General features: G+C 61.9%; 20 protein-coding genes. 9 read left to right on the top strand and 11 right to left on the bottom strand.

The features are described 5' to 3' along the window. Positions 1-17: 17 nt before the first annotated feature. Both NL532_RS18490 and NL532_RS18485 read left to right on the top strand, forming a co-directional pair. Positions 18-293, top strand: a complete 276-nt coding sequence (locus tag NL532_RS18490; RefSeq protein WP_023755291.1) for a hypothetical protein — start codon at positions 18-20, stop codon at positions 291-293. Positions 294-391: 98 nt separating this feature from the next. Continuing rightward, a complete protein-coding gene (locus NL532_RS18485) occupies positions 392-1357 on the top strand; it encodes a phosphatase PAP2 family protein (RefSeq protein WP_023829852.1) in 966 nt (321 codons plus the stop codon). Positions 1358-1390: 33 nt separating this feature from the next. On the opposite strand, the gene NL532_RS18480 is transcribed toward NL532_RS18485, so the two are convergent. The 3 genes from NL532_RS18480 to NL532_RS18470 all read right to left on the bottom strand — a co-directional run bounded on the left by NL532_RS18480 (position 1391) and on the right by NL532_RS18470 (position 3190). Continuing rightward, positions 1391-1951: a hypothetical protein gene (locus NL532_RS18480; RefSeq protein ID WP_023829851.1), complete on the bottom strand. Its 561-nt coding sequence runs from the start codon at positions 1949-1951 to the stop codon at positions 1391-1393. Positions 1952-2018: 67 nt separating this feature from the next. Further along, positions 2019-2606: a hypothetical protein gene (locus tag NL532_RS18475; RefSeq protein ID WP_155923875.1), complete on the bottom strand. Its 588-nt coding sequence runs from the start codon at positions 2604-2606 to the stop codon at positions 2019-2021. Between the two features lie 98 nt (positions 2607-2704). Beyond that, complete coding sequence (locus tag NL532_RS18470) at positions 2705-3190, bottom strand: tetratricopeptide repeat protein (RefSeq protein ID WP_023755287.1); 486 nt, start codon at positions 3188-3190, stop codon at positions 2705-2707. 745 nt (positions 3191-3935) lie between these two features. Between NL532_RS18470 and NL532_RS18465 the strand changes: the two genes are divergently transcribed. Continuing rightward, positions 3936-4610, top strand: coding sequence for a methyltransferase family protein (locus tag NL532_RS18465; protein ID WP_023829848.1), 675 nt, complete (start codon positions 3936-3938; stop codon positions 4608-4610). Positions 4611-5196: 586 nt separating this feature from the next. Here the strand turns inward: NL532_RS18465 and NL532_RS18460 are convergent. Together NL532_RS18460 and NL532_RS18455 are read right to left on the bottom strand one after the other, a co-directional pair. Next, a complete protein-coding gene (locus NL532_RS18460; protein ID WP_023755284.1) occupies positions 5197-5544 on the bottom strand; it encodes a DUF1294 domain-containing protein in 348 nt (115 codons plus the stop codon). Between the two features lie 38 nt (positions 5545-5582). Next, positions 5583-6203 (bottom strand): hypothetical protein, encoded by a 621-nt coding sequence (locus tag NL532_RS18455; RefSeq protein WP_050591015.1) that lies wholly within the window; start codon positions 6201-6203, stop codon positions 5583-5585. Between the two features lie 115 nt (positions 6204-6318). Here NL532_RS18455 and dusA point away from each other — a divergent pair, with 115 nt between their 5' ends. Continuing rightward, positions 6319-7314 (top strand): tRNA dihydrouridine(20/20a) synthase DusA, encoded by a 996-nt coding sequence (dusA, locus tag NL532_RS18450; protein WP_023829846.1) that lies wholly within the window; start codon positions 6319-6321, stop codon positions 7312-7314. Between the two features lie 5 nt (positions 7315-7319). Here the strand turns inward: dusA and NL532_RS18445 are convergent, their stop codons facing one another. Both NL532_RS18445 and NL532_RS18440 read right to left on the bottom strand, forming a co-directional pair. Beyond that, on the bottom strand, positions 7320-8024 hold the full coding sequence (locus tag NL532_RS18445; protein WP_023726599.1) for a TIGR02281 family clan AA aspartic protease: 705 nt from the start codon (positions 8022-8024) through the stop codon (positions 7320-7322). Between the two features lie 13 nt (positions 8025-8037). Continuing rightward, positions 8038-8271 carry a DUF1289 domain-containing protein gene (locus NL532_RS18440; protein ID WP_023824914.1) on the bottom strand — a complete coding sequence of 78 codons (234 nt, stop codon included), beginning with the start codon at positions 8269-8271 and terminating at the stop codon, positions 8038-8040. Between the two features lie 185 nt (positions 8272-8456). Between NL532_RS18440 and NL532_RS18435 the strand changes: the two genes are divergently transcribed. Further along, on the top strand, positions 8457-9455 hold the full coding sequence (locus NL532_RS18435) for a nicotinate-nucleotide--dimethylbenzimidazole phosphoribosyltransferase (protein ID WP_023738819.1): 999 nt from the start codon (positions 8457-8459) through the stop codon (positions 9453-9455). Between the two features lie 9 nt (positions 9456-9464). Here the strand turns inward: NL532_RS18435 and NL532_RS18430 are convergent, their stop codons facing one another. Next, the gene (locus NL532_RS18430; RefSeq protein ID WP_023755282.1) at positions 9465-10988 is read right to left on the bottom strand and encodes a sensor histidine kinase; all 1524 of its coding nucleotides are present in this window, start codon (positions 10986-10988) and stop codon (positions 9465-9467) included. A gap of 75 nt (positions 10989-11063) precedes the next feature. Here NL532_RS18430 and NL532_RS18425 point away from each other — a divergent pair, with 75 nt between their 5' ends. The 4 genes from NL532_RS18425 to NL532_RS18410 all read left to right on the top strand — a co-directional run bounded on the left by NL532_RS18425 (position 11064) and on the right by NL532_RS18410 (position 13590). Then, complete coding sequence (locus tag NL532_RS18425; protein ID WP_023829845.1) at positions 11064-11687, top strand: thermonuclease family protein; 624 nt, start codon at positions 11064-11066, stop codon at positions 11685-11687. A 39-nt stretch (positions 11688-11726) separates the two neighbouring features. Further along, positions 11727-12338 (top strand): glutathione S-transferase, encoded by a 612-nt coding sequence (locus tag NL532_RS18420; RefSeq protein WP_023708349.1) that lies wholly within the window; start codon positions 11727-11729, stop codon positions 12336-12338. Then, entirely contained in the window at positions 12338-12955 is a 618-nt protein-coding gene (locus NL532_RS18415; RefSeq protein WP_023755281.1) for a uracil-DNA glycosylase family protein, read from the top strand. The genes NL532_RS18420 and NL532_RS18415 overlap by 1 nt, the downstream gene beginning before the upstream one ends. Before the next feature lie 143 nt (positions 12956-13098). Next, complete coding sequence (locus NL532_RS18410) at positions 13099-13590, top strand: Lrp/AsnC family transcriptional regulator (RefSeq protein ID WP_023669013.1); 492 nt, start codon at positions 13099-13101, stop codon at positions 13588-13590. Between the two features lie 48 nt (positions 13591-13638). Here the strand turns inward: NL532_RS18410 and NL532_RS18405 are convergent, their stop codons facing one another. The 3 genes from NL532_RS18405 to NL532_RS18395 form a co-directional block, all read right to left on the bottom strand. Then, a complete protein-coding gene (locus NL532_RS18405; protein ID WP_023706850.1) occupies positions 13639-14208 on the bottom strand; it encodes a DUF3299 domain-containing protein in 570 nt (189 codons plus the stop codon). 102 nt (positions 14209-14310) lie between these two features. Beyond that, the gene (locus NL532_RS18400) at positions 14311-15015 is read right to left on the bottom strand and encodes a DNA alkylation repair protein (protein WP_023755280.1); all 705 of its coding nucleotides are present in this window, start codon (positions 15013-15015) and stop codon (positions 14311-14313) included. A 9-nt stretch (positions 15016-15024) separates the two neighbouring features. Then, complete coding sequence (locus tag NL532_RS18395) at positions 15025-15894, bottom strand: NAD(P)-dependent oxidoreductase (protein WP_023755279.1); 870 nt, start codon at positions 15892-15894, stop codon at positions 15025-15027. Positions 15895-15996: the final 102 nt, after the last annotated feature.

Here is a 15996-nt window from a genome sequence, read left to right as displayed (position 1 = left end):
ACGATCGGCTTCGTGCTATGGGCCTTGCGGATGCTGGGCGCCGGCGACGCCAAACTGTTCTTCCCGATCGGCCTGTCGTCGGGCTGGACCATCTGTTCTCGTTCGCCGTCGGGCTTGCCGTCGGCGGGGTCGTCGTCAGCCTCGCCTTGCAGTTTCCCATGCCGCTGCAACACCAGGCATGGCCGGCGCTGTCCCGCATCGAGGAGATCCGAAAATCGCGCAAGGTGCCCTATGGCGTCATCATGGCCGCGGCGGCGCTGGTTGCGATTTACTCGCGCTATTTCGCAACGTGAAAGCGTCACCTCGCCCAACGGTACCCCTTGTAGTCCTGCCGGAACGACTTGGCTTTTCAGGAATTCGCGATAATGCTGCTCTCGAGGTCGATGCGCCAATGAAACCCTACCGACTGATCGTCATTCCGTTGGTGGTTGCCGGTTTGAACCTGGCCGCGCTTGCGGTTTTGCTACCCCGTTCGACGGTGACGCTCGACCCGGTCATCGTCCGCAGTTTCGGGGTGCTCGAAGCCTTCGTTCTGGCCCTGTATCTATTCAGCAGATTTATCGTTTATCGAGCCCGAGACGATCAATCCAGGCTCGGCCGGGCGTTCGTCGTGGTGTTCAATGTGGCCATGCGTGCGGCACTCTATCTGGCCATCATGGTGCCAGTCGCGGTCCCCGCTGTCGTTTTGAGCTATCTCGCCGCAGCCGCCGGGGTATCGCTGGTTGACGCCGATCTCTCCGCGCTCGACGCGGCGCTGGCCTTTGACTGGCTCGGCTTCCTTGCCCTTACGAACGAGACTGCCTTTGCACCATCTGTCCTTCAGTTCGCTTATCAGAGCTTAAATTGGCAACTGGCCGTGGTACCAATCATTTTGATCGCCACATCGCAAACGAGATGCCTGCTTGAACTTGCGGCGCTGATTGGCCTCACCGTGACGCTCACGGTAGCTATTTCGGCCGTTGTCCCGGTGATCGGACCTTATGGCTACTATCATCCGGCGCCGGCCCTGTTCGATGCCTACTCAAATGTCGCCGGAAGTTCCCATCTGGCAGATTTCAATGCATTAAGGTCTGGGGAACCGTTTCTGTTGAAGCGCAACGCCGGGATTGTGTCGTTTCCGTCTTTTCACACGATCCTTGCCGTACTGCTGGCGTTCGCCATGCGGGCAACACCTTATGTGCGTGGTCCCGCAATAGTTCTCAATTCGCTTCTGATCGTTGGCGCCGTGCCGTTCGGCGGCCACTATCTCGTCGACACTCTTGCAGGCGGGGCCATCGCGGCCCTGTCGATCTACTTTGTCTGCTTTTTCAGAGTCGGCACGGCCAGACAGGCCGGATTGCCTTCAAGAGCCACATAACGCCGGCGAGCAAGCAGGTTGGGCAGTCCCGTCTCAGGCCAACTCGCGCAGGCCAGTCAGCAATCGGCTCTCGACCTGCCGCCTGGCCGTCGACCGCGCAATCATGTCGCGTATGACGAACAGATGGCTTGCCGCGCAGGCCAGGGCGACGACCGCGAAAAGGCTCACGCCAAGGGCGGGAAAGCTGCCGAAATCCGGGGTCCAGTCGATCGGCGATGCCGGGCCGATGCCGCCCGTGTCGGTGCCGGCTGAAAACACTCCGGCGCGACCCATCGACAGAAAAAGCATCAGGAAAGCCAGATGGGCTTGGAGAAATAGTGCCCTGCCGGCTGGACGGGAGGAGAAGGCGATCACGGCGGCGGCGAGTGCGGCAGCCGCGAATATGACGAAGGCGGCGGCGTAACCGGAACCCGGCAGCCCGGCAACCAGGTAGACCGGCTCGCGGACCAGCGGGGCGAGAGTCATAAAACCTTGCCAGGCGGCCGGATCAGCAGGTGAGGCGCCAAGCCGATAGGCGGACGCAATGAACGCCGCGCCGAGGCCAAAGGTCAGCGCAGGCGCAAGGTAGATCAACCTGGCGGCATATTTCAGCATCGGTCGTCCCCCGCAATGTCTGCGCAGACGATGAACCTTCTCCGTTAAGGATTGGTTCCGCCGAAACTTACTTGCGAACTTTGCTGTAGGTTACTTTTCCGTCGGGCGACACGGTCCGCTCGAACTGGACCGGGTTGGCCGGACGGGCAGGTTCGGAACGCACTTCCTTCGGCTGCGACGGGGGAGCGCTCAGAACGATTTCCCTCGGTGGTTCCGGGGCGTCGAGCACGGCGCCGCCGGCCTCGGAGACGGCTTGTAAACGCTCGGCCATGTCCTGGTTTTCGCCTGTGAGCTTCGCCACCTGCTTCTCGAGTTGCGCGGTCTGATCGACCAGCGCCGAGATCCGCCGGTTCAATTCCCCGAACTGGCTTTGGACACCTTGGTTGACGGTATCCAATTGTCTGGAAAGCCGCGTCTCGAATTGACCGAGGCCGGAAAGCCGATCCTCGAGCGCGGAAACCTCGCGGATCGACTGGAAGAGAAAGATCAGCATGACGACCATGCCGATGGCCAAAGCAAGCGAGATGACGTTCAGCGTGATGGCTATGCCGCCGGCCACTCCGGCCTTCTGCATCAACGGCCCCGGCTCTGGCGGTTCCGAGTTTTGGGGATACTCCAGAATTGCCGGTTCACTGCCGACGACGAAGTTAAGCATAACCGCCTCGCCGGACCGGTTCTTTCAACGGGGGCAGCCGAGCCGTCCGATCCATCTCAGTTCAGCCATCTTTCCAAAACCGCCGTGAAGACATTGCATCACGGCCGCTTCGCTAATGCAGTGCTGTTGGCGAGCAGTTGAAGGTTGTTAGCAGTCGTCTCGTTCGACGGGTCCAGCTCGTAGGCTTTCAGGAAATTGCGTCGCGCCTGCTGGAGATTTCCACGCAGAAGATAGGAGTAGCCGACGTTGTTATAGTATTCCGGGCGACCGCCGATCATCGTTGCAAGCTGGCGATAGGCGAGGTCGGATGTATCGAAACGGCCAATCTGATCGGCAGAAGCCGCGAAGCCGAGCCAGGCCTGCGGGTCCTTGGGGAAGAGTTCGACCGAGCGCTTGAAGAGCGCGTAGGACATTCCGTAGTTCTTTTCCTTGAACTGGGTCTTGCCCAGTGCGACCAGCTCGTCGGTCTTGTAGAAAGAAACGTCGGGCAGGTCCTTCACGGAGGCGGCGCTGTCGCCATAGGAGGACAAATCTCCGGTCTGGCAACCGGCCAGAAACAAAGCGCCGACGACAATCGCCGCCAAACCCCAGCCCCTCCTGAACACGCTTCCCGGACCTTTCCCCACGCAGGACCTATTTCCCCCAAGGCTATAGGCCGAATATGCCGAATCCAACAGCGCGACCGATTATATTAGGTATTTCTGAACAAGCTGTTGCAAAAATGCCCCGGGACCGCATTATGAAAATCGTTCCAGCGGGTGATCGGGGATGCGCTCTGGACAGCTCCTGGTGGCGTTCGTCACCTCCAGCCCCAGGCGCTCGCGTTCAGGGCCCGCCACTGCCCAGCCCGAACAGCATTGATGCCCGATCAAATACTAAGTCGCCAAGCAGGCAATCCGCAGCGGATACGCAAAGGCTTTTATACGAAGCGGGTGCCCTGTCCTCCGAGCCATGACTTATATCGGGAGTGACTCAAGCGCGGCCGGATCACGCCGAGGCATGCATCCGCTTCGTCTCAAAGCGATCCCCGTTGCGGATGATCGCGCGATTGATACAAGCGCTCATGGGGCCAGTGCCAAGTTTCCACTCGCATTGAGCAGGAAGCCGGCCAATGAAAACGCCAGCCGCCACGATCAGGAGGCTGACAAGCACCACCAGAATTCGCACAGATTGCCGAAACATAAGCTACAGCGCCCCAAGGTCGATGTACCCAAGTTAGGGAACTTCGGCTAATTCGACGTTAAGAACAGCGTTAACGCTTTCTTGAGATCGAAGTTGCGGGCAAGGTTAAGAAATGCTTCATTCTGCGTCGGCCTTGGGGAGTGGATCATGAAAATCTGGTCGTTCGACTTCGCGGGACGCCTGATCCTCATGCTGGTCTTTGCATTTTTCGTGCTTAACGGAGCTGGGGGCCTCGTCGCACTTTTTGGCGACGCGCAAATGTCTCCAGTCGACTTCATACTCCAATTCGTCTCGCGCACGTCTTCGCTCATCTTCTCCACGCTGTTGGTCACTTTTACCATTATCCGGCTCCCGCCTAGGGATATCAGCCTTGGCTGGGCGCCGCGCATCGCAGCTGTCTGCGGAACTTTTATGCTCGCGACTATCGCCATCATGGTTCGCCCAGCACCGACAGAGGGCATGCAAACCGTCGCGGCATTGCTGGTTTTCGCGGGCATGACGGGCTCTGCCTATTGCCTTCTCTGGCTCGGCCGATCGTTTTCGATCGATGCGCAGGCCCGCCGATTGGTAACGCGCGGTCCTTACGCCGTCGTCCGTCATCCGCTTTATCTCGCGGAATCGCTCTTCATGCTCGGAGCCGTCGCGGCCAATCCGTCACCCGTGGTCATCACGTCGGTCGTGGTGAATTTCGCCATTCAATACTGGCGGATCTTGAACGAAGAACGCGTCTTGTCCTTGTCCTTTCCCGAATATGACTCGTACTCGCGAAAGGTGCCGATGCTCATTCCTTTTTCGCGAAGGTTGACGCTAGCCGCGCATTGAGGGGCACCAGTCGGGGACGGTTCCAGTAGGGCGCCCCACATTCATCGCTGATCCGGTGCCGCTTGGCATTGGAGCCTTTCATTGGGAGCAAGTTAAGATTAGAGCGTGCGCTGCCGTCATCCGAATGGGTTGGGACGATCCGCTCACGGGACCTGGATCCAGCTTTACGGCGTGGCGCTGGTTTGCGGGATTGCAAGACGAGACCAAGCTTGGCGTGTTTCTCGAAACCGCCGTCCCTGCTAGCAAATAGAGGCCGACGCAGGGAAGCTCTCAGCGCGTGGCAGGGCGTCATTCGTCTGCATGTTTCGCCGATGTCCAGATGGTGCGCATGTGGCCCCAGCCGGTTTCCCGATAGTCCACTTCCGGCTAGGCCCGGCGCGTACTTGGTGGAGCCCCGCCAAGGTGCCGGGCCACTCAGAACGGCTACCAGGGACAGCACCACGTAACTGGGTAACAATTATTAGGTGCCGGCCGGATGGACGCGCCGCTTGCCGCCAAATCTGCCAGCAGGCAATGCGCGCCCTCATCCGTTTCGGCCATGTCGCGAATTGTATGACCTGAACGTCCGCTCTTGACACCCTTGAAACTAGAGGCCCCCGAATTCGCCTCCGAATGTCAGTAATTGCGAGAGCGCTTCGGGCAATCCCGGAAAGAGCAATCCCACTTCAATCGCGATTACCGCGAGGACTTGGAGCAGGACGATGCGAGCGAGGCTGGAGCGGAACGGCTCCTTGCGCGTCTTGTGCCGGATCGTCTTTTGCGCGATCACAGTCCCGATGCTACCGCCAATGATGGCGAGTGTAAGAAGCGTCGACTCTGGAATGCGTTGGGCACCGTTTTTGGCCATAGCCTTGTCGAACGACATGGTGGCGTAAGCCAGCAAGTTTACCGCGACAGCGTAGCCGATGACCCCGATTGCAAACTGACCCGGCATGCGCTCCTCCACCTTCGGGCCAGTATAACCTAAGCCCGCTAAATCATCGGATGGCAACGGGTCCATCTAAATGGGCTATCTGAAACGTCGTCATGGTGACACGAAGTGACCGATGAGCCTGTCGAGTTCATCCTGCGTCGGGCGCCTGTCGCGCTGATGGCCTTTCCAGCCACGCGAAGCCTCTTCAGGGCAATACGCGCGAGATCAACCGGTTCGACCTTGACGGGCAGACCGTGCACCGCAGCGGCGTGAGTAAGAACAAGTTTTATAAAGCCGATGTCGATACCGAGAGTCATCGGTCCGGCACCTTGGGCGGCGCGGTCACGACCAAAACGAATGAGCCGTTCGCGATCGAGCGCTGCTAGGTTGCACTTCCCCAAATGCCGTTGGAGCATATCGAGGGCCGCGGCCTTGGAGCGGCGAGGGGACTTGCCTACATCGCACATGTCGTCGATATGAAGGTCTATCAGTTCGCCGAAGGTTTTGAGGCGCGCTATGCGGGACTTGGTCGGCGTCTCACCTCGATCGACCTGGCGCTCGGTTTCGGTGGCCCAACGCCGGGCGTCGTCTCGGTGCAGGAAGGTCTCGCTGACGTAGCGACCCTTGCGACGGACTTGGACGCGCCAGGAACCGGATGAGAGCTTCGTGTAGGTGGCCATTTTTTCGTGTGCGCTCCGTGTGCAATGAGAGATCGAAACGTGGCGAAAAGGGTCGTATTCTGGCGTAAATTCGTGTGCACTCGGTAGGTTATAACGATTTGATGTTAAAGAAAAAATGCTGAATAATCAAGATCATAGAGTGGCCGTGGCCCCGATGATGGATTGGACGGACCGGCATTGCCGGTTCTTCCACCGCCAGTTGACGCAGCGTGCGCTGCTCTACACCGAAATGGTGGTGGCGGACGCTGTCATCCATGGTGCGCGCGAGCGGCTGCTTGGTTTTGACGAGGCCGAACATCCGGTGGCACTGCAACTCGGCGGCTCCGATGCGCAAAAGCTGGCCGAGGCGGCGCGCATCGGCGAGGGCTTCGGTTACGACGAAATCAATCTCAATGTCGGCTGTCCGTCCGACCGGGTCCAGTCCGGCACGTTCGGCGCCTGCCTGATGAAAGTGCCTGACCTCGTCGCCGATTGTGTGGAGGCGATGAAGGCGGCGGTGACAATCCCGGTGACGGTCAAATGCCGCATCGGCGTCGACGAGCAGGATCCGGAGCCCGCGCTCGACGCGCTGGCCGACGGCGTTTTCGCGGCCGGCGCCGACGCGCTGTGGGTGCATGCGCGCAAGGCTTGGCTGGAGGGTCTGAGCCCGAAGGAAAATCGCGACATCCCGCCGCTCGACTATGACAGGGTCTATCGCCTCAAGGCTAGAAAATCGAACAAATTCATTGGCATCAATGGAGGCGTTCAATCGCTCGAAGAGGCGGCTCGCCACCTCGATCATGTCGATGGCGCCATGCTTGGCCGCGCCGCCTACCACACGCCAGGCATCCTGGCCGGCGTCGACGCGGCATTCTACGGCGACAAGGCCGGCGCCTACGATTTTGCCGCGCTGATCGACACGATGGCCGACTACGCCGCGCGGCATATCGAGCAGGGCGGGCGGCTCGGCCACGTCACCCGCCACATGGTCGGGCTGTTCCACGGCCTGCCGGGCGCGCGCCGCTTCCGGCAGATACTGTCCACCGACGCGACGAAACCCGGCGCCGGACCGGATGTGCTGAAGGCAGCGTTCGCTGCCGTCGATTTCGACCGTGTTGAAAAGGCCGCTTAAGCAGTTCAGTCGCGCAGAATCATCCGGTCGCCGCGCACGTCGAAACCCGACAGGGAACCGATGAAGTTCATGCCGAGCAGGCTCTGGCTGAGCGCGCCGGGCGCGGCGACCATCACCTGCATGTTCTTGCGCACGATGCCGCCGATCGCCAGTTCGTCGGTGCGCACCGAAGCGGCGCGTGCCATGCCATTGGCGGTCGAGACCGGGACGGTGAAGCTCAGCGCTGCCGGATTGAAGCCGGCCGCCTGCGCGTCTTCGGCGGTGAGCACTGTACTGGTCGCGCCGGTATCGACGACGGTGCGGATCGGCGCGCCGTTGATCGTGATGCGGGCCTCGAAATGGCCGCTGTCGGCCTTGTCCAGGGTCACGGTGGCATGGCCGTCCTCGACGCCGAGCGCCAGCGGGCTGCCGGGAACGAGGCCCGCCGTCACCCGGCTGGCGAAATCCTGCAACTCGTAGCGGTACTGGTAGCCGGCGACGAGCGCCAGCACGATCAGGGCCCACGTGCCGAGATTGCGGGCCATGACGCCGAGCGGCCTGCCGGACCGGACAAGGCCGGCGCTGACCAGCAAGCCGATCGCCCCCAGCCAGACCAGACGGCTGAAATCGTAATTCTCGATGCCGAACGTGCTGCCGGCGTCGTTGTTGATCATCAGCAGCACCAGCCCGAGGCCGATTGCCGCCATCACGATCCAGAACAGTCGGTTCATTGGACCTGCCGTTTCAAGAGAGGACGTCGCGCTCGCGCGCCATGCGGCTGCGGCGTGTTTCCCGGCGCGGCCGGCGCTCGACCGTTTCCAATCGGGCCGGCAACTCGGCCATGACGCTGCGGCGTACCTCCGGCGTCATCCCCATCCAGGCGCCGATTTCATCGCGCGTGCGGCCACAGCCGAAGCAGAAGCCGGTTTTCATGTCGATCGAACAGACCAGGATGCATGGGGATTCGATGGCCGTCATGACTTTCTCTTGAAGGTTCCGTCCGGAATCCCTCGTTTCATCTCCACATGGTGCAACGGCAAAGCCAATGCAAGCCCTTCGGAATGCGGCGCGGCAACCGCTTTCGCGCCAATGTCGAGGGGAGTTGTGCCGGCCGGGCAAGGCGGTTATGCCGCTGATCAATCCCAGGGATGATCAGGACCGACATGACCAGCGCGCTGCCCTTCGACGACTTTCGCAATCTGCTGGCGAGCCTGCCGCCTGCCGATACAGTCGCGGAAAACAGGGTGCGCACCCTGTTTTCCAAGGCCGACAAGCCGAAAGCCTCGCTTGGACGTATCGAGGACATCGCCGCCTGGCTTGCTGTCTGGAGCGGGCGCGCCCCGCCGGCGGTGAACCGGCCCCTGGTGGCGATCTTCGCCGGTAACCATGGCGTGACCCGCCACGGCATCTCGCCGCGCCCTGTCGCTGCGACCGCAAACGCCGTTGAGCTGTGCGCCGCCGGCGGTGCGGCAATCAACCAGATTTGCGTCGCCAACAATCTTGGCCTCAAGGTGTTCGATCTGGCGCTGCACATTGCGACCGCCGACATCACCGAGGACGCCGCCCTCGACGAACGCGGCTGCGCCGCCACCATGGCCTTCGGCATGGAAGCCATTGCCGGTGGCTCCGATCTGATTTGCCTCGGCGATCTCGGCGTCGGCAACTCCACCGTTGCGGCGGCCTTGTGCGCCGTCCTGTTCGGTGGCAGCGGCGCCGACTGGGTCGGCCCCGCCTCGGGCGCGGACGCGGCCATGCAGGCGCGCAAGGCTGATGTAGTCGATAAAGCCGTCGCCTTCCATGGTGCGGCTCTGAAGGACCCGTTGGAAGCACTGCGCCGGGTCGGTGGCCGCGAATTTGCGGCCATTGCCGGCGCCATCCTCGCCGCCCGGATGCAAAAAATCCCGGTGCTGCTCGACGGCTTCGCCGCGACCGCTGCCGCTGCCGTGCTGCATGCCGCCAACCCGGGTGCGCTCGACCATTGCCTGCTGGCCAGCCAGTCGCCCGAACCCGGCCAAAGGCTTGCCGCCGAGCGGCTCGGCCTCAGGCCGCTGTTCGATCTCGGCATCAGCCACGGCGAAGGGGTAGGGGCCGCCCTTGCCGCCGGTCTGGTCAAGGCGGCGGCGCTTACCAGTTCGGGCATGGCGGCGGCGGTCAAAGCCTAGAACAAGCTGTCAACGTCGGCGGGCCGCCGCCACGGTCTTGGTTGGCAGCGCCGGCAGTTCCTCCATCACTCGGGCGAGCGGGAAAATGGCGATTGCCTCGGTGCCTTCGCGCAATTTCGACTGAAGTTCGAATTCGCCGCCATGCATGGCGAGCAGGCCCTGCACGATCGGCAGTCCGAGCCCGGTGCCCTGTTCGGCGCTCTTGATGGCGATCGAGCCCTGGCCGAAGGCGGACAGCACGATCGGGATTTCGTCTTCCGGTATGCCCGGCCCGTTATCCTTGACCGAAATGTACTGGCCGCCGCCCGCCGTCCAGCCGACGCGCACGCGAACTTCGCCGCCGGTGGCGGTGAATTTGATGGCGTTGGACAGGAGGTTGAGCGTTATCTGCCGCACCGCGCGCTCGTCGGCGAACAGCCGCGGCAGGGCACTTTCGAAATCCTGGACGATGCGGATGTCCTTGTTGCGCGCCTTCAATTCCATCATGTGGCAGCAATCTTCGGCGATGTTGAGCAGCATCACCGGCTCTTCGTTGAGCTGATAGCGGCCGGCCTCGATGCGCGACAGATCGAGGATTTCGTTGATCAGGTCGAGCAGATGCTGGCCGGAATCGTGCACGTCGCGGGCGTAGTCGCGATAGGTCGGGTTGCTCATCGGCCCGAGCACCTCATTGGCCATCACCTCGGAAAAACCGAGAATGGCGTTGAGGGGCGTCCTGAGCTCATGGCTCATAGAAGCAAGGAAGCGCGACTTCGCCAGATTGGCGTCTTCGGCCCGCCGACGAGCTTCGTCCGACATCGATTTCGCGGTCTCCACCTCGGCGAGCAGCGCATCCTTTTCGGAGCGGAAGGACAGAAGTATCAGCGACGAGCGGTTGAGATGGCGCGCGATATAGGCAAAGAACGGCAATGCCGCGACCAGCAGGGCGACCATGATCGTCCCGACCGGCACCCAAAATTTCGTTTCGGCATAGGCATAGACCGCCACCGGAACGACGAAGGTGGCAAGCAGCGAGCCGCGCAAGGACGACGCCATGATAGCGGTCGCCGCCATGACCAGCAGCAGCACCACCGCCTTGGCCACCTGGAACTGGTCGATCTGGCAGGTGGCGCAGCCGAGCCAGGCGAACCACGCCCAGCCGAGGCCGCACAGCGAATGGCCGATCAGGAATTCCCTGCGGGTGCGAACAGGGTTGAGTTCGGCGGCTTCGGTGCGTTCGACGCGGTGCGCCATGAAGGCGACGATCGAATAGCAGATCAGGGTGAACAGCGCCCAGACGCTGATCTGTTTGTCCACACCGGCCAGCAGCCCGGCCGCCGCGACCGCCAACACCAGCAGTGGGATGACGGCTGCGCCGCGCACCATGGTCCCGGCATGCAGCTTCAGCAGTTCACGGTCGAAGTCGAGATTGCCAACCTGCTGCGAAAGACGGTCGCGCGTCTTGCGCACCGCGCGCGCCACATCGCTGTTGCGGTGCGGTTTCCGGCGGTCCACAATGAATTTATCCGCTGTGTTCGAGCGTAGCAGAGGCATGGAAACTTCGATTTATGCGCGCAGCGATCTCAATTCGTTAAGCTACGTTCGAATGATTAAGAGACTGTTTGCCATATGAGCCGTTCGTGGTCGCCAAGGCCGCGCCGGCGATACTATCCGCCGCCGCCGCGAAGCCTGTGGCGCAAGCTGCTGGATTACGCGCTGACGGTCATTCTGCTCGGCCTGCTGATCCTGCTCGCCGCACGCCTCGACCGTTTCGAGACGCGCAAGGCGGAAGGGGTGGCGATCGTCAACGATGGCGATTCACTCACTCTTGGCACCGAACGTATCCGCATGCGCGGCATCGACGCTCCGGAATACCAGCAGATCTGCCGTAGGGATGGCGCAGACTACGCCTGCGGCAGGCTGGCGCGCCAGGCGCTGGTGCGGCTGATATCAGGAAATCCGGTGACCTGCAGCGGCTGGCAGCGCGACCGCTACGGCCGCCTGCTCGGCGATTGCAAGGCCGGCGGCAAGGATCTCAACCGGGCCCAGGTTGAGGCCGGCTGGGCCATTGCCTATGGCGATTTCGACACCGAGCAGGCCATTGCCCGCGCCGGCAAGGTTGGCATCTGGGCCGGCACGTTCGATGAGCCGCAAGACTGGCGCGAAACCCACCACGGCGGCCCGCTCGAAAGAAAGCACGGCACCCTGGCTTCGGTCGGTGACGCCTTGCGAGAGATGTTTCGCTTCTGGTGACGAGCACTATAGTTGAAGGACCAGATCGGGAGGATAAGCATGAAACTGTTCGACGGCGGCCGCGCCCCCAATCCGCGGCGCGTGCGGGTTTTCCTCGCCGAAAAGGGCATCGCAGTGCCGCTGGTGCCGGTCGACATGGGTGCGATGGGGCACAAGCAGGAGCCGGTCAGGTCGCGCAACCCGCTGCAGCGGCTGCCGGTGCTCGAGCTCGACGACGGCACCATCCTCACCGAATCCGTCGCCATCTGCCGCTATTTCGAGGAACTGCATCCCGAACCGGCGCTGTTCGGGCAAGGCGCGCTCGGCAAGGCCAAGGTCGAGATGTGGCAAAGGCGCATGGAGTTCAATCTGCTCAGCTGCGTCGCCCAGGCTTTTCGCCACATCCATCCGGCGATGAAGGAATGGGAAATTCCGCAGATCCCCGAATGGGGCGAGGCCAACAAGGCGAAAGCGGTTGAATTCCTGAAACTGCTCGACCCCGAACTGGCAAACCGCGAATTCGCCGCCGGCGACGCCTATTCGATCGCCGATATCACCGGCATGATCGCCATGGATTTCATGAAACCGGCGCGCATCAAAGTGCCGGACGAGTGCACAAACGTGCTGCGCTGGTACAGTGCCGTCTCCAGTCGCCCGAGCGCTTCCGCCTGATGGAGGCGGAACTCGAACGCCTGACGGCAAAGGTCCGCGCCTGCCGCATCTGCGTCGACACTCCAGTCGGCAGGCCACTGCCGCACGAGCCGCGCCCGGTGCTGCTGCCATCATCCAGCGCCCGCATCCTGCTCGCCGGCCAGGCGCCAGGCACAAAGGTGCATTTGTCGGGCATGCCGTTCACCGACGCGTCCGGCCACCGCTTGCGAAGCTGGCTGGGCGTGACAAGCGAGGAATTCTACGACACGGATAAATTCGCCATCGTGCCAATGGGGTTCTGCTTCCCCGGCCAGGACGCCAAGGGCGGCGACCTGCCGCCGCGCCGAGAATGCGCGCTGGCCTGGCGCGCGCCGCTGATGGCGCTGATGCCGCAGATCGACCTCGTTCTGACAATCGGCTCCTACGCGCAATCCTGGCATATGGGCGCCACGCGCCGGCCGTCGCTGACCGAAACCGTGAAGGACTGGCGCACCATCTGGGATGCGCCGGCCAGCCTGAAAGTGCTGCCGCTGCCACACCCGTCATGGCGCAACTCAGGATGGCTGAAGCAGAATCCATGGTTTGAAATGGATTTGCTGCCGTTTCTGAGATCGGAAATCCGCTATCGCATAGATTAGACTTTAAGCAAGATATCACTCGCTTTTGTGCCATCCGGCAGAATTTCTTTCTTGTGAAAGGTCGAAATAAGAGGGAGTATAGCCAATCTATTCCCAAAGCGCGTCGCGCCCGAGGGAACGCGGCCTGCACAAGGAGCACCTCAATGGATCGCCTCGACAGAAAAATTCTCCGCCTCCTGCAGGAGGACGCGACGCTCGCGGTTGCCGATGTCGCCAAGAAAGTCGGCCTGTCGACGACGCCGTGCTGGCGCCGCATCCAGAAGCTGGAGGAAGAGGGAGTCATCAAGCGGCGCGTCGCCATTCTCGACCACGAAAAGGTCAATGTGCGCGTCACCGTCTTCGTGTCGATCCGCACCAATTCGCACAGCCATGAATGGCTGCGGCGTTTCTCGGAAGTCATCCAGGAATTTCCCGAGGTGGTCGAATTCTACCGCATGAGCGGCGACGTCGATTATCTCTTGCGCGTCGTGGTGCCCGATATCGCCGCCTATGACGCCTTCTACAAGCGGCTGATCGCCAAGATCGAGATCCGCGACGTGTCGTCGTCCTTCGCCATGGAGCAGATCAAGTACACGACCGAAATGCCGCTCGACTACATGCTGCTGGACAAGGAATCCGGCGCCAACGCGGCCTGAGCGCGGTTGTCCGTGACTGGGCGGTGACGCTGCACAAGCCGGCGGCGCTTAGTTTTTCTTTTTGTTGAGGAAACTCCAGGGCGAGTTGACCGGCAGCGTGATCGTGTCCGGCACCGTGTCGACTGCCACCACATCGGCTTTGCGTACGGTGTAGCCGGACTGGATGATGCTGACGCCGTCGAGAATGAACAACTGGCTCTTCTCCAAGCCGGGCCGCAAGGCGCCGGTCACGGCAACCGACTCATAGGCCTGCGACATCTTGTAGGGACGGGCCGGCGTCACCAGCACGATCTGGTTGGGCGGCGGCGTCGGCATGTGGCTGCAAGCGCCTGTCCACGGCACCAGCAGGAACTGGTAGACGAGATCGCCATCACGGTCGACCGGCAATGCATAGCCGGCTAATTGTACGGTCTTGTCCTGCAGGTTGAGCGACAATGTCTCGCCACGATCGGGCAGTTTTGCCGCAATCATCGGCAGGCCGGCATCTTCGGCCACCGCCTGCGTCGCAGGGCGGAGATCCTTCCAAAAGATATGCGCGGTTTGCGCTGAGGCGTCGAAGGTACCGGCTGTCAACAACGCGGCTGCAAGCGCGAGGGTCGATTGGAGATGTTTGGTCATAGGCCAAGTAAAGACGTCCTGGCCAATTGCGTCAACGCTTGAGCCGCATCATATGTCTGGGAGAGCCGGCGGCCAGGTTGCGTCGGCAAACGGGTTGCCAGGTCAGCCTTTTCTGGCGGCGATCCGCTCGATGATCTTGGCATTGGTGAGTTCCCTGACAGTGTCCTTGCCAATCCAGCGAGCCGTCTTGTCGGTCGACTGGGCCAGCCGTTCGGCCACGGCAAGGGCAGCACCGTGCATCTCCAACGATCGCTTGCCGATCGAACGAAGCGCCCAGTTTGCCGCCTTCTTCACGAAATTGCGGCTGTCGGCGGCATGCGCTTCGATGATCGGCAGGAAGCCGAGGAAAGTCGCCTCCGGCTCCTGCTTCCGGTGCACGACGGACCACGCCATCATGGCAAAGGCCGTGCGTCGAACGAACTCGCGCTCGTCCGCCGCGAACTCTTCAATCAGCTCCTTCCAGGCGTCCGTGTCGACGAAGAGATCGGAGACGCCGTCGACGATATCCCAGGAATCGAAGGACGCGGCCCATTGTCGTGCATCCGCGGCTGAGAAGCGCTTCGGGTCGGCCGTGACGGAAGCGATGAACTGCGCCTCCATGATGCCGGTCTGCCAAAGCTCGAAAGCACGCTCGTGGTTGCGCTTGATCTTTTTGGCGATCTGCCGCTGCATGCCATGCGAGATGCCGAGCGCGCGCTCGATCTTGATGCCGTAGCGCAGCATACCGCGGCGATTGTCCTCCGAGCCGATCGAGCGCAAATGGGCGACGATCTCATCGGCGCTCGATTGGGGCGAAAGCTCGGCCATTGCGAACGCCTATTTTTCCAGGCGCGCCAGCAAGGACGAGGTGTCCCAGCGCTTGCCGCCCATCGCCTGCACATCCTTGTAGAACTGGTCGACAAGGGCGGTCACCGGCAGTCTCGCGCCATTGCGGTCGGCTTCATCGAGGCAGATGCCGAGATCCTTGCGCATCCAGTCGACGGCAAAGCCGAAATCATATTTACCGGCATTCATCGTCTTGTGGCGGTTTTCCATCTGCCAGGACCCGGCAGCGCCCTTGGAAATCACCTCGATGACCTTCTCGATGTCGAGCCCGGCCTTCTTGCCGAAATGGATGCCTTCGGCAAGTCCCTGAACCAGCCCGGCAATGGTGATCTGATTGATCATTTTCGTGAGCTGGCCGGCGCCCGACGGACCCATCAGCCCGACCATCCGGGCAAAGGCGTCGATGACCGGCCTGGCCTTGTCGAAGGCAGCCTGCTCGCCGCCGACCATCACCGTCAGCACGCCGTTCTCGGCGCCCGCCTGCCCGCCGGAAACCGGCGCGTCGAGGAAGGAAAAGCCGGCCTTTTCAGCGGCGTCGGCCAGTTCGCGCGCGACTTCGGCCGAGGCGGTGGTGTTGTCGATGAAAACGGAGCCTTTTTTTATCGCGGCGAAGGCGCCATCGGCCCCGGTCGTCACCGAGCGCAGATCGTCGTCATTGCCGACGCAGGAGAAGACGAAATCCTGGCCCTCTGCGGCCTCTGCCGGCGTCAAAGCAAGCTTGCCGCCATGCTGGGCAACCCATTGCTCGGCTTTCGCTGCGGTGCGGTTGTAGACGGTGACCTCATGGCCACCTTTGTTCCTAAGGTGCCCGGCCATGGGATAGCCCATCACGCCAAGACCGAGAAATGCCACAGATGCCATGGGTTTGCCCTTCAGATGAAAGCGAAATTGTCAGCGCAAGCTCTAGGCACTGCACACAATTCGTCAAGACGCGCATGAGCCGATCGACTGATACAGCCGACC

Origin of the sequence: Mesorhizobium sp. C120A, from assembly GCF_030323105.1 — a bacterium.
Classification (GTDB): domain Bacteria; phylum Pseudomonadota; class Alphaproteobacteria; order Rhizobiales; family Rhizobiaceae; genus Mesorhizobium.
The sequence above is the reverse complement of the archived record's forward strand: the minus strand, read 5'-3'. Positions and strand labels throughout refer to the sequence as shown.

Coding starts and splice junctions, on each gene's coding strand:
- NL532_RS18490 (WP_023755291.1), top strand. CDS start 18: ATGGGCCTTGCGGATGCTGGGCGCCGGCGACGCCAAACTGTTCTTCCC.
- NL532_RS18485 (WP_023829852.1), top strand. CDS start 392: ATGAAACCCTACCGACTGATCGTCATTCCGTTGGTGGTTGCCGGTTTG.
- NL532_RS18480 (WP_023829851.1), bottom strand. CDS start 1,951: ATGCTGAAATATGCCGCCAGGTTGATCTACCTTGCGCCTGCGCTGACC.
- NL532_RS18475 (WP_155923875.1), bottom strand. CDS start 2,606: ATGCTTAACTTCGTCGTCGGCAGTGAACCGGCAATTCTGGAGTATCCC.
- NL532_RS18465 (WP_023829848.1), top strand. CDS start 3,936: ATGAAAATCTGGTCGTTCGACTTCGCGGGACGCCTGATCCTCATGCTG.
- NL532_RS18460 (WP_023755284.1), bottom strand. CDS start 5,544: ATGCCGGGTCAGTTTGCAATCGGGGTCATCGGCTACGCTGTCGCGGTA.
- NL532_RS18455 (WP_050591015.1), bottom strand. CDS start 6,203: ATGGCCACCTACACGAAGCTCTCATCCGGTTCCTGGCGCGTCCAAGTC.
- dusA (WP_023829846.1), top strand. CDS start 6,319: ATGCTGAATAATCAAGATCATAGAGTGGCCGTGGCCCCGATGATGGAT.
- NL532_RS18445 (WP_023726599.1), bottom strand. CDS start 8,024: ATGAACCGACTGTTCTGGATCGTGATGGCGGCAATCGGCCTCGGGCTG.
- NL532_RS18440 (WP_023824914.1), bottom strand. CDS start 8,271: ATGACGGCCATCGAATCCCCATGCATCCTGGTCTGTTCGATCGACATG.
- NL532_RS18435 (WP_023738819.1), top strand. CDS start 8,457: ATGACCAGCGCGCTGCCCTTCGACGACTTTCGCAATCTGCTGGCGAGC.
- NL532_RS18430 (WP_023755282.1), bottom strand. CDS start 10,988: ATGCCTCTGCTACGCTCGAACACAGCGGATAAATTCATTGTGGACCGC.
- NL532_RS18425 (WP_023829845.1), top strand. CDS start 11,064: ATGAGCCGTTCGTGGTCGCCAAGGCCGCGCCGGCGATACTATCCGCCG.
- NL532_RS18420 (WP_023708349.1), top strand. CDS start 11,727: ATGAAACTGTTCGACGGCGGCCGCGCCCCCAATCCGCGGCGCGTGCGG.
- NL532_RS18415 (WP_023755281.1), top strand. CDS start 12,338: ATGGAGGCGGAACTCGAACGCCTGACGGCAAAGGTCCGCGCCTGCCGC.
- NL532_RS18410 (WP_023669013.1), top strand. CDS start 13,099: ATGGATCGCCTCGACAGAAAAATTCTCCGCCTCCTGCAGGAGGACGCG.
- NL532_RS18405 (WP_023706850.1), bottom strand. CDS start 14,208: ATGACCAAACATCTCCAATCGACCCTCGCGCTTGCAGCCGCGTTGTTG.
- NL532_RS18400 (WP_023755280.1), bottom strand. CDS start 15,015: ATGGCCGAGCTTTCGCCCCAATCGAGCGCCGATGAGATCGTCGCCCAT.
- NL532_RS18395 (WP_023755279.1), bottom strand. CDS start 15,894: ATGGCATCTGTGGCATTTCTCGGTCTTGGCGTGATGGGCTATCCCATG.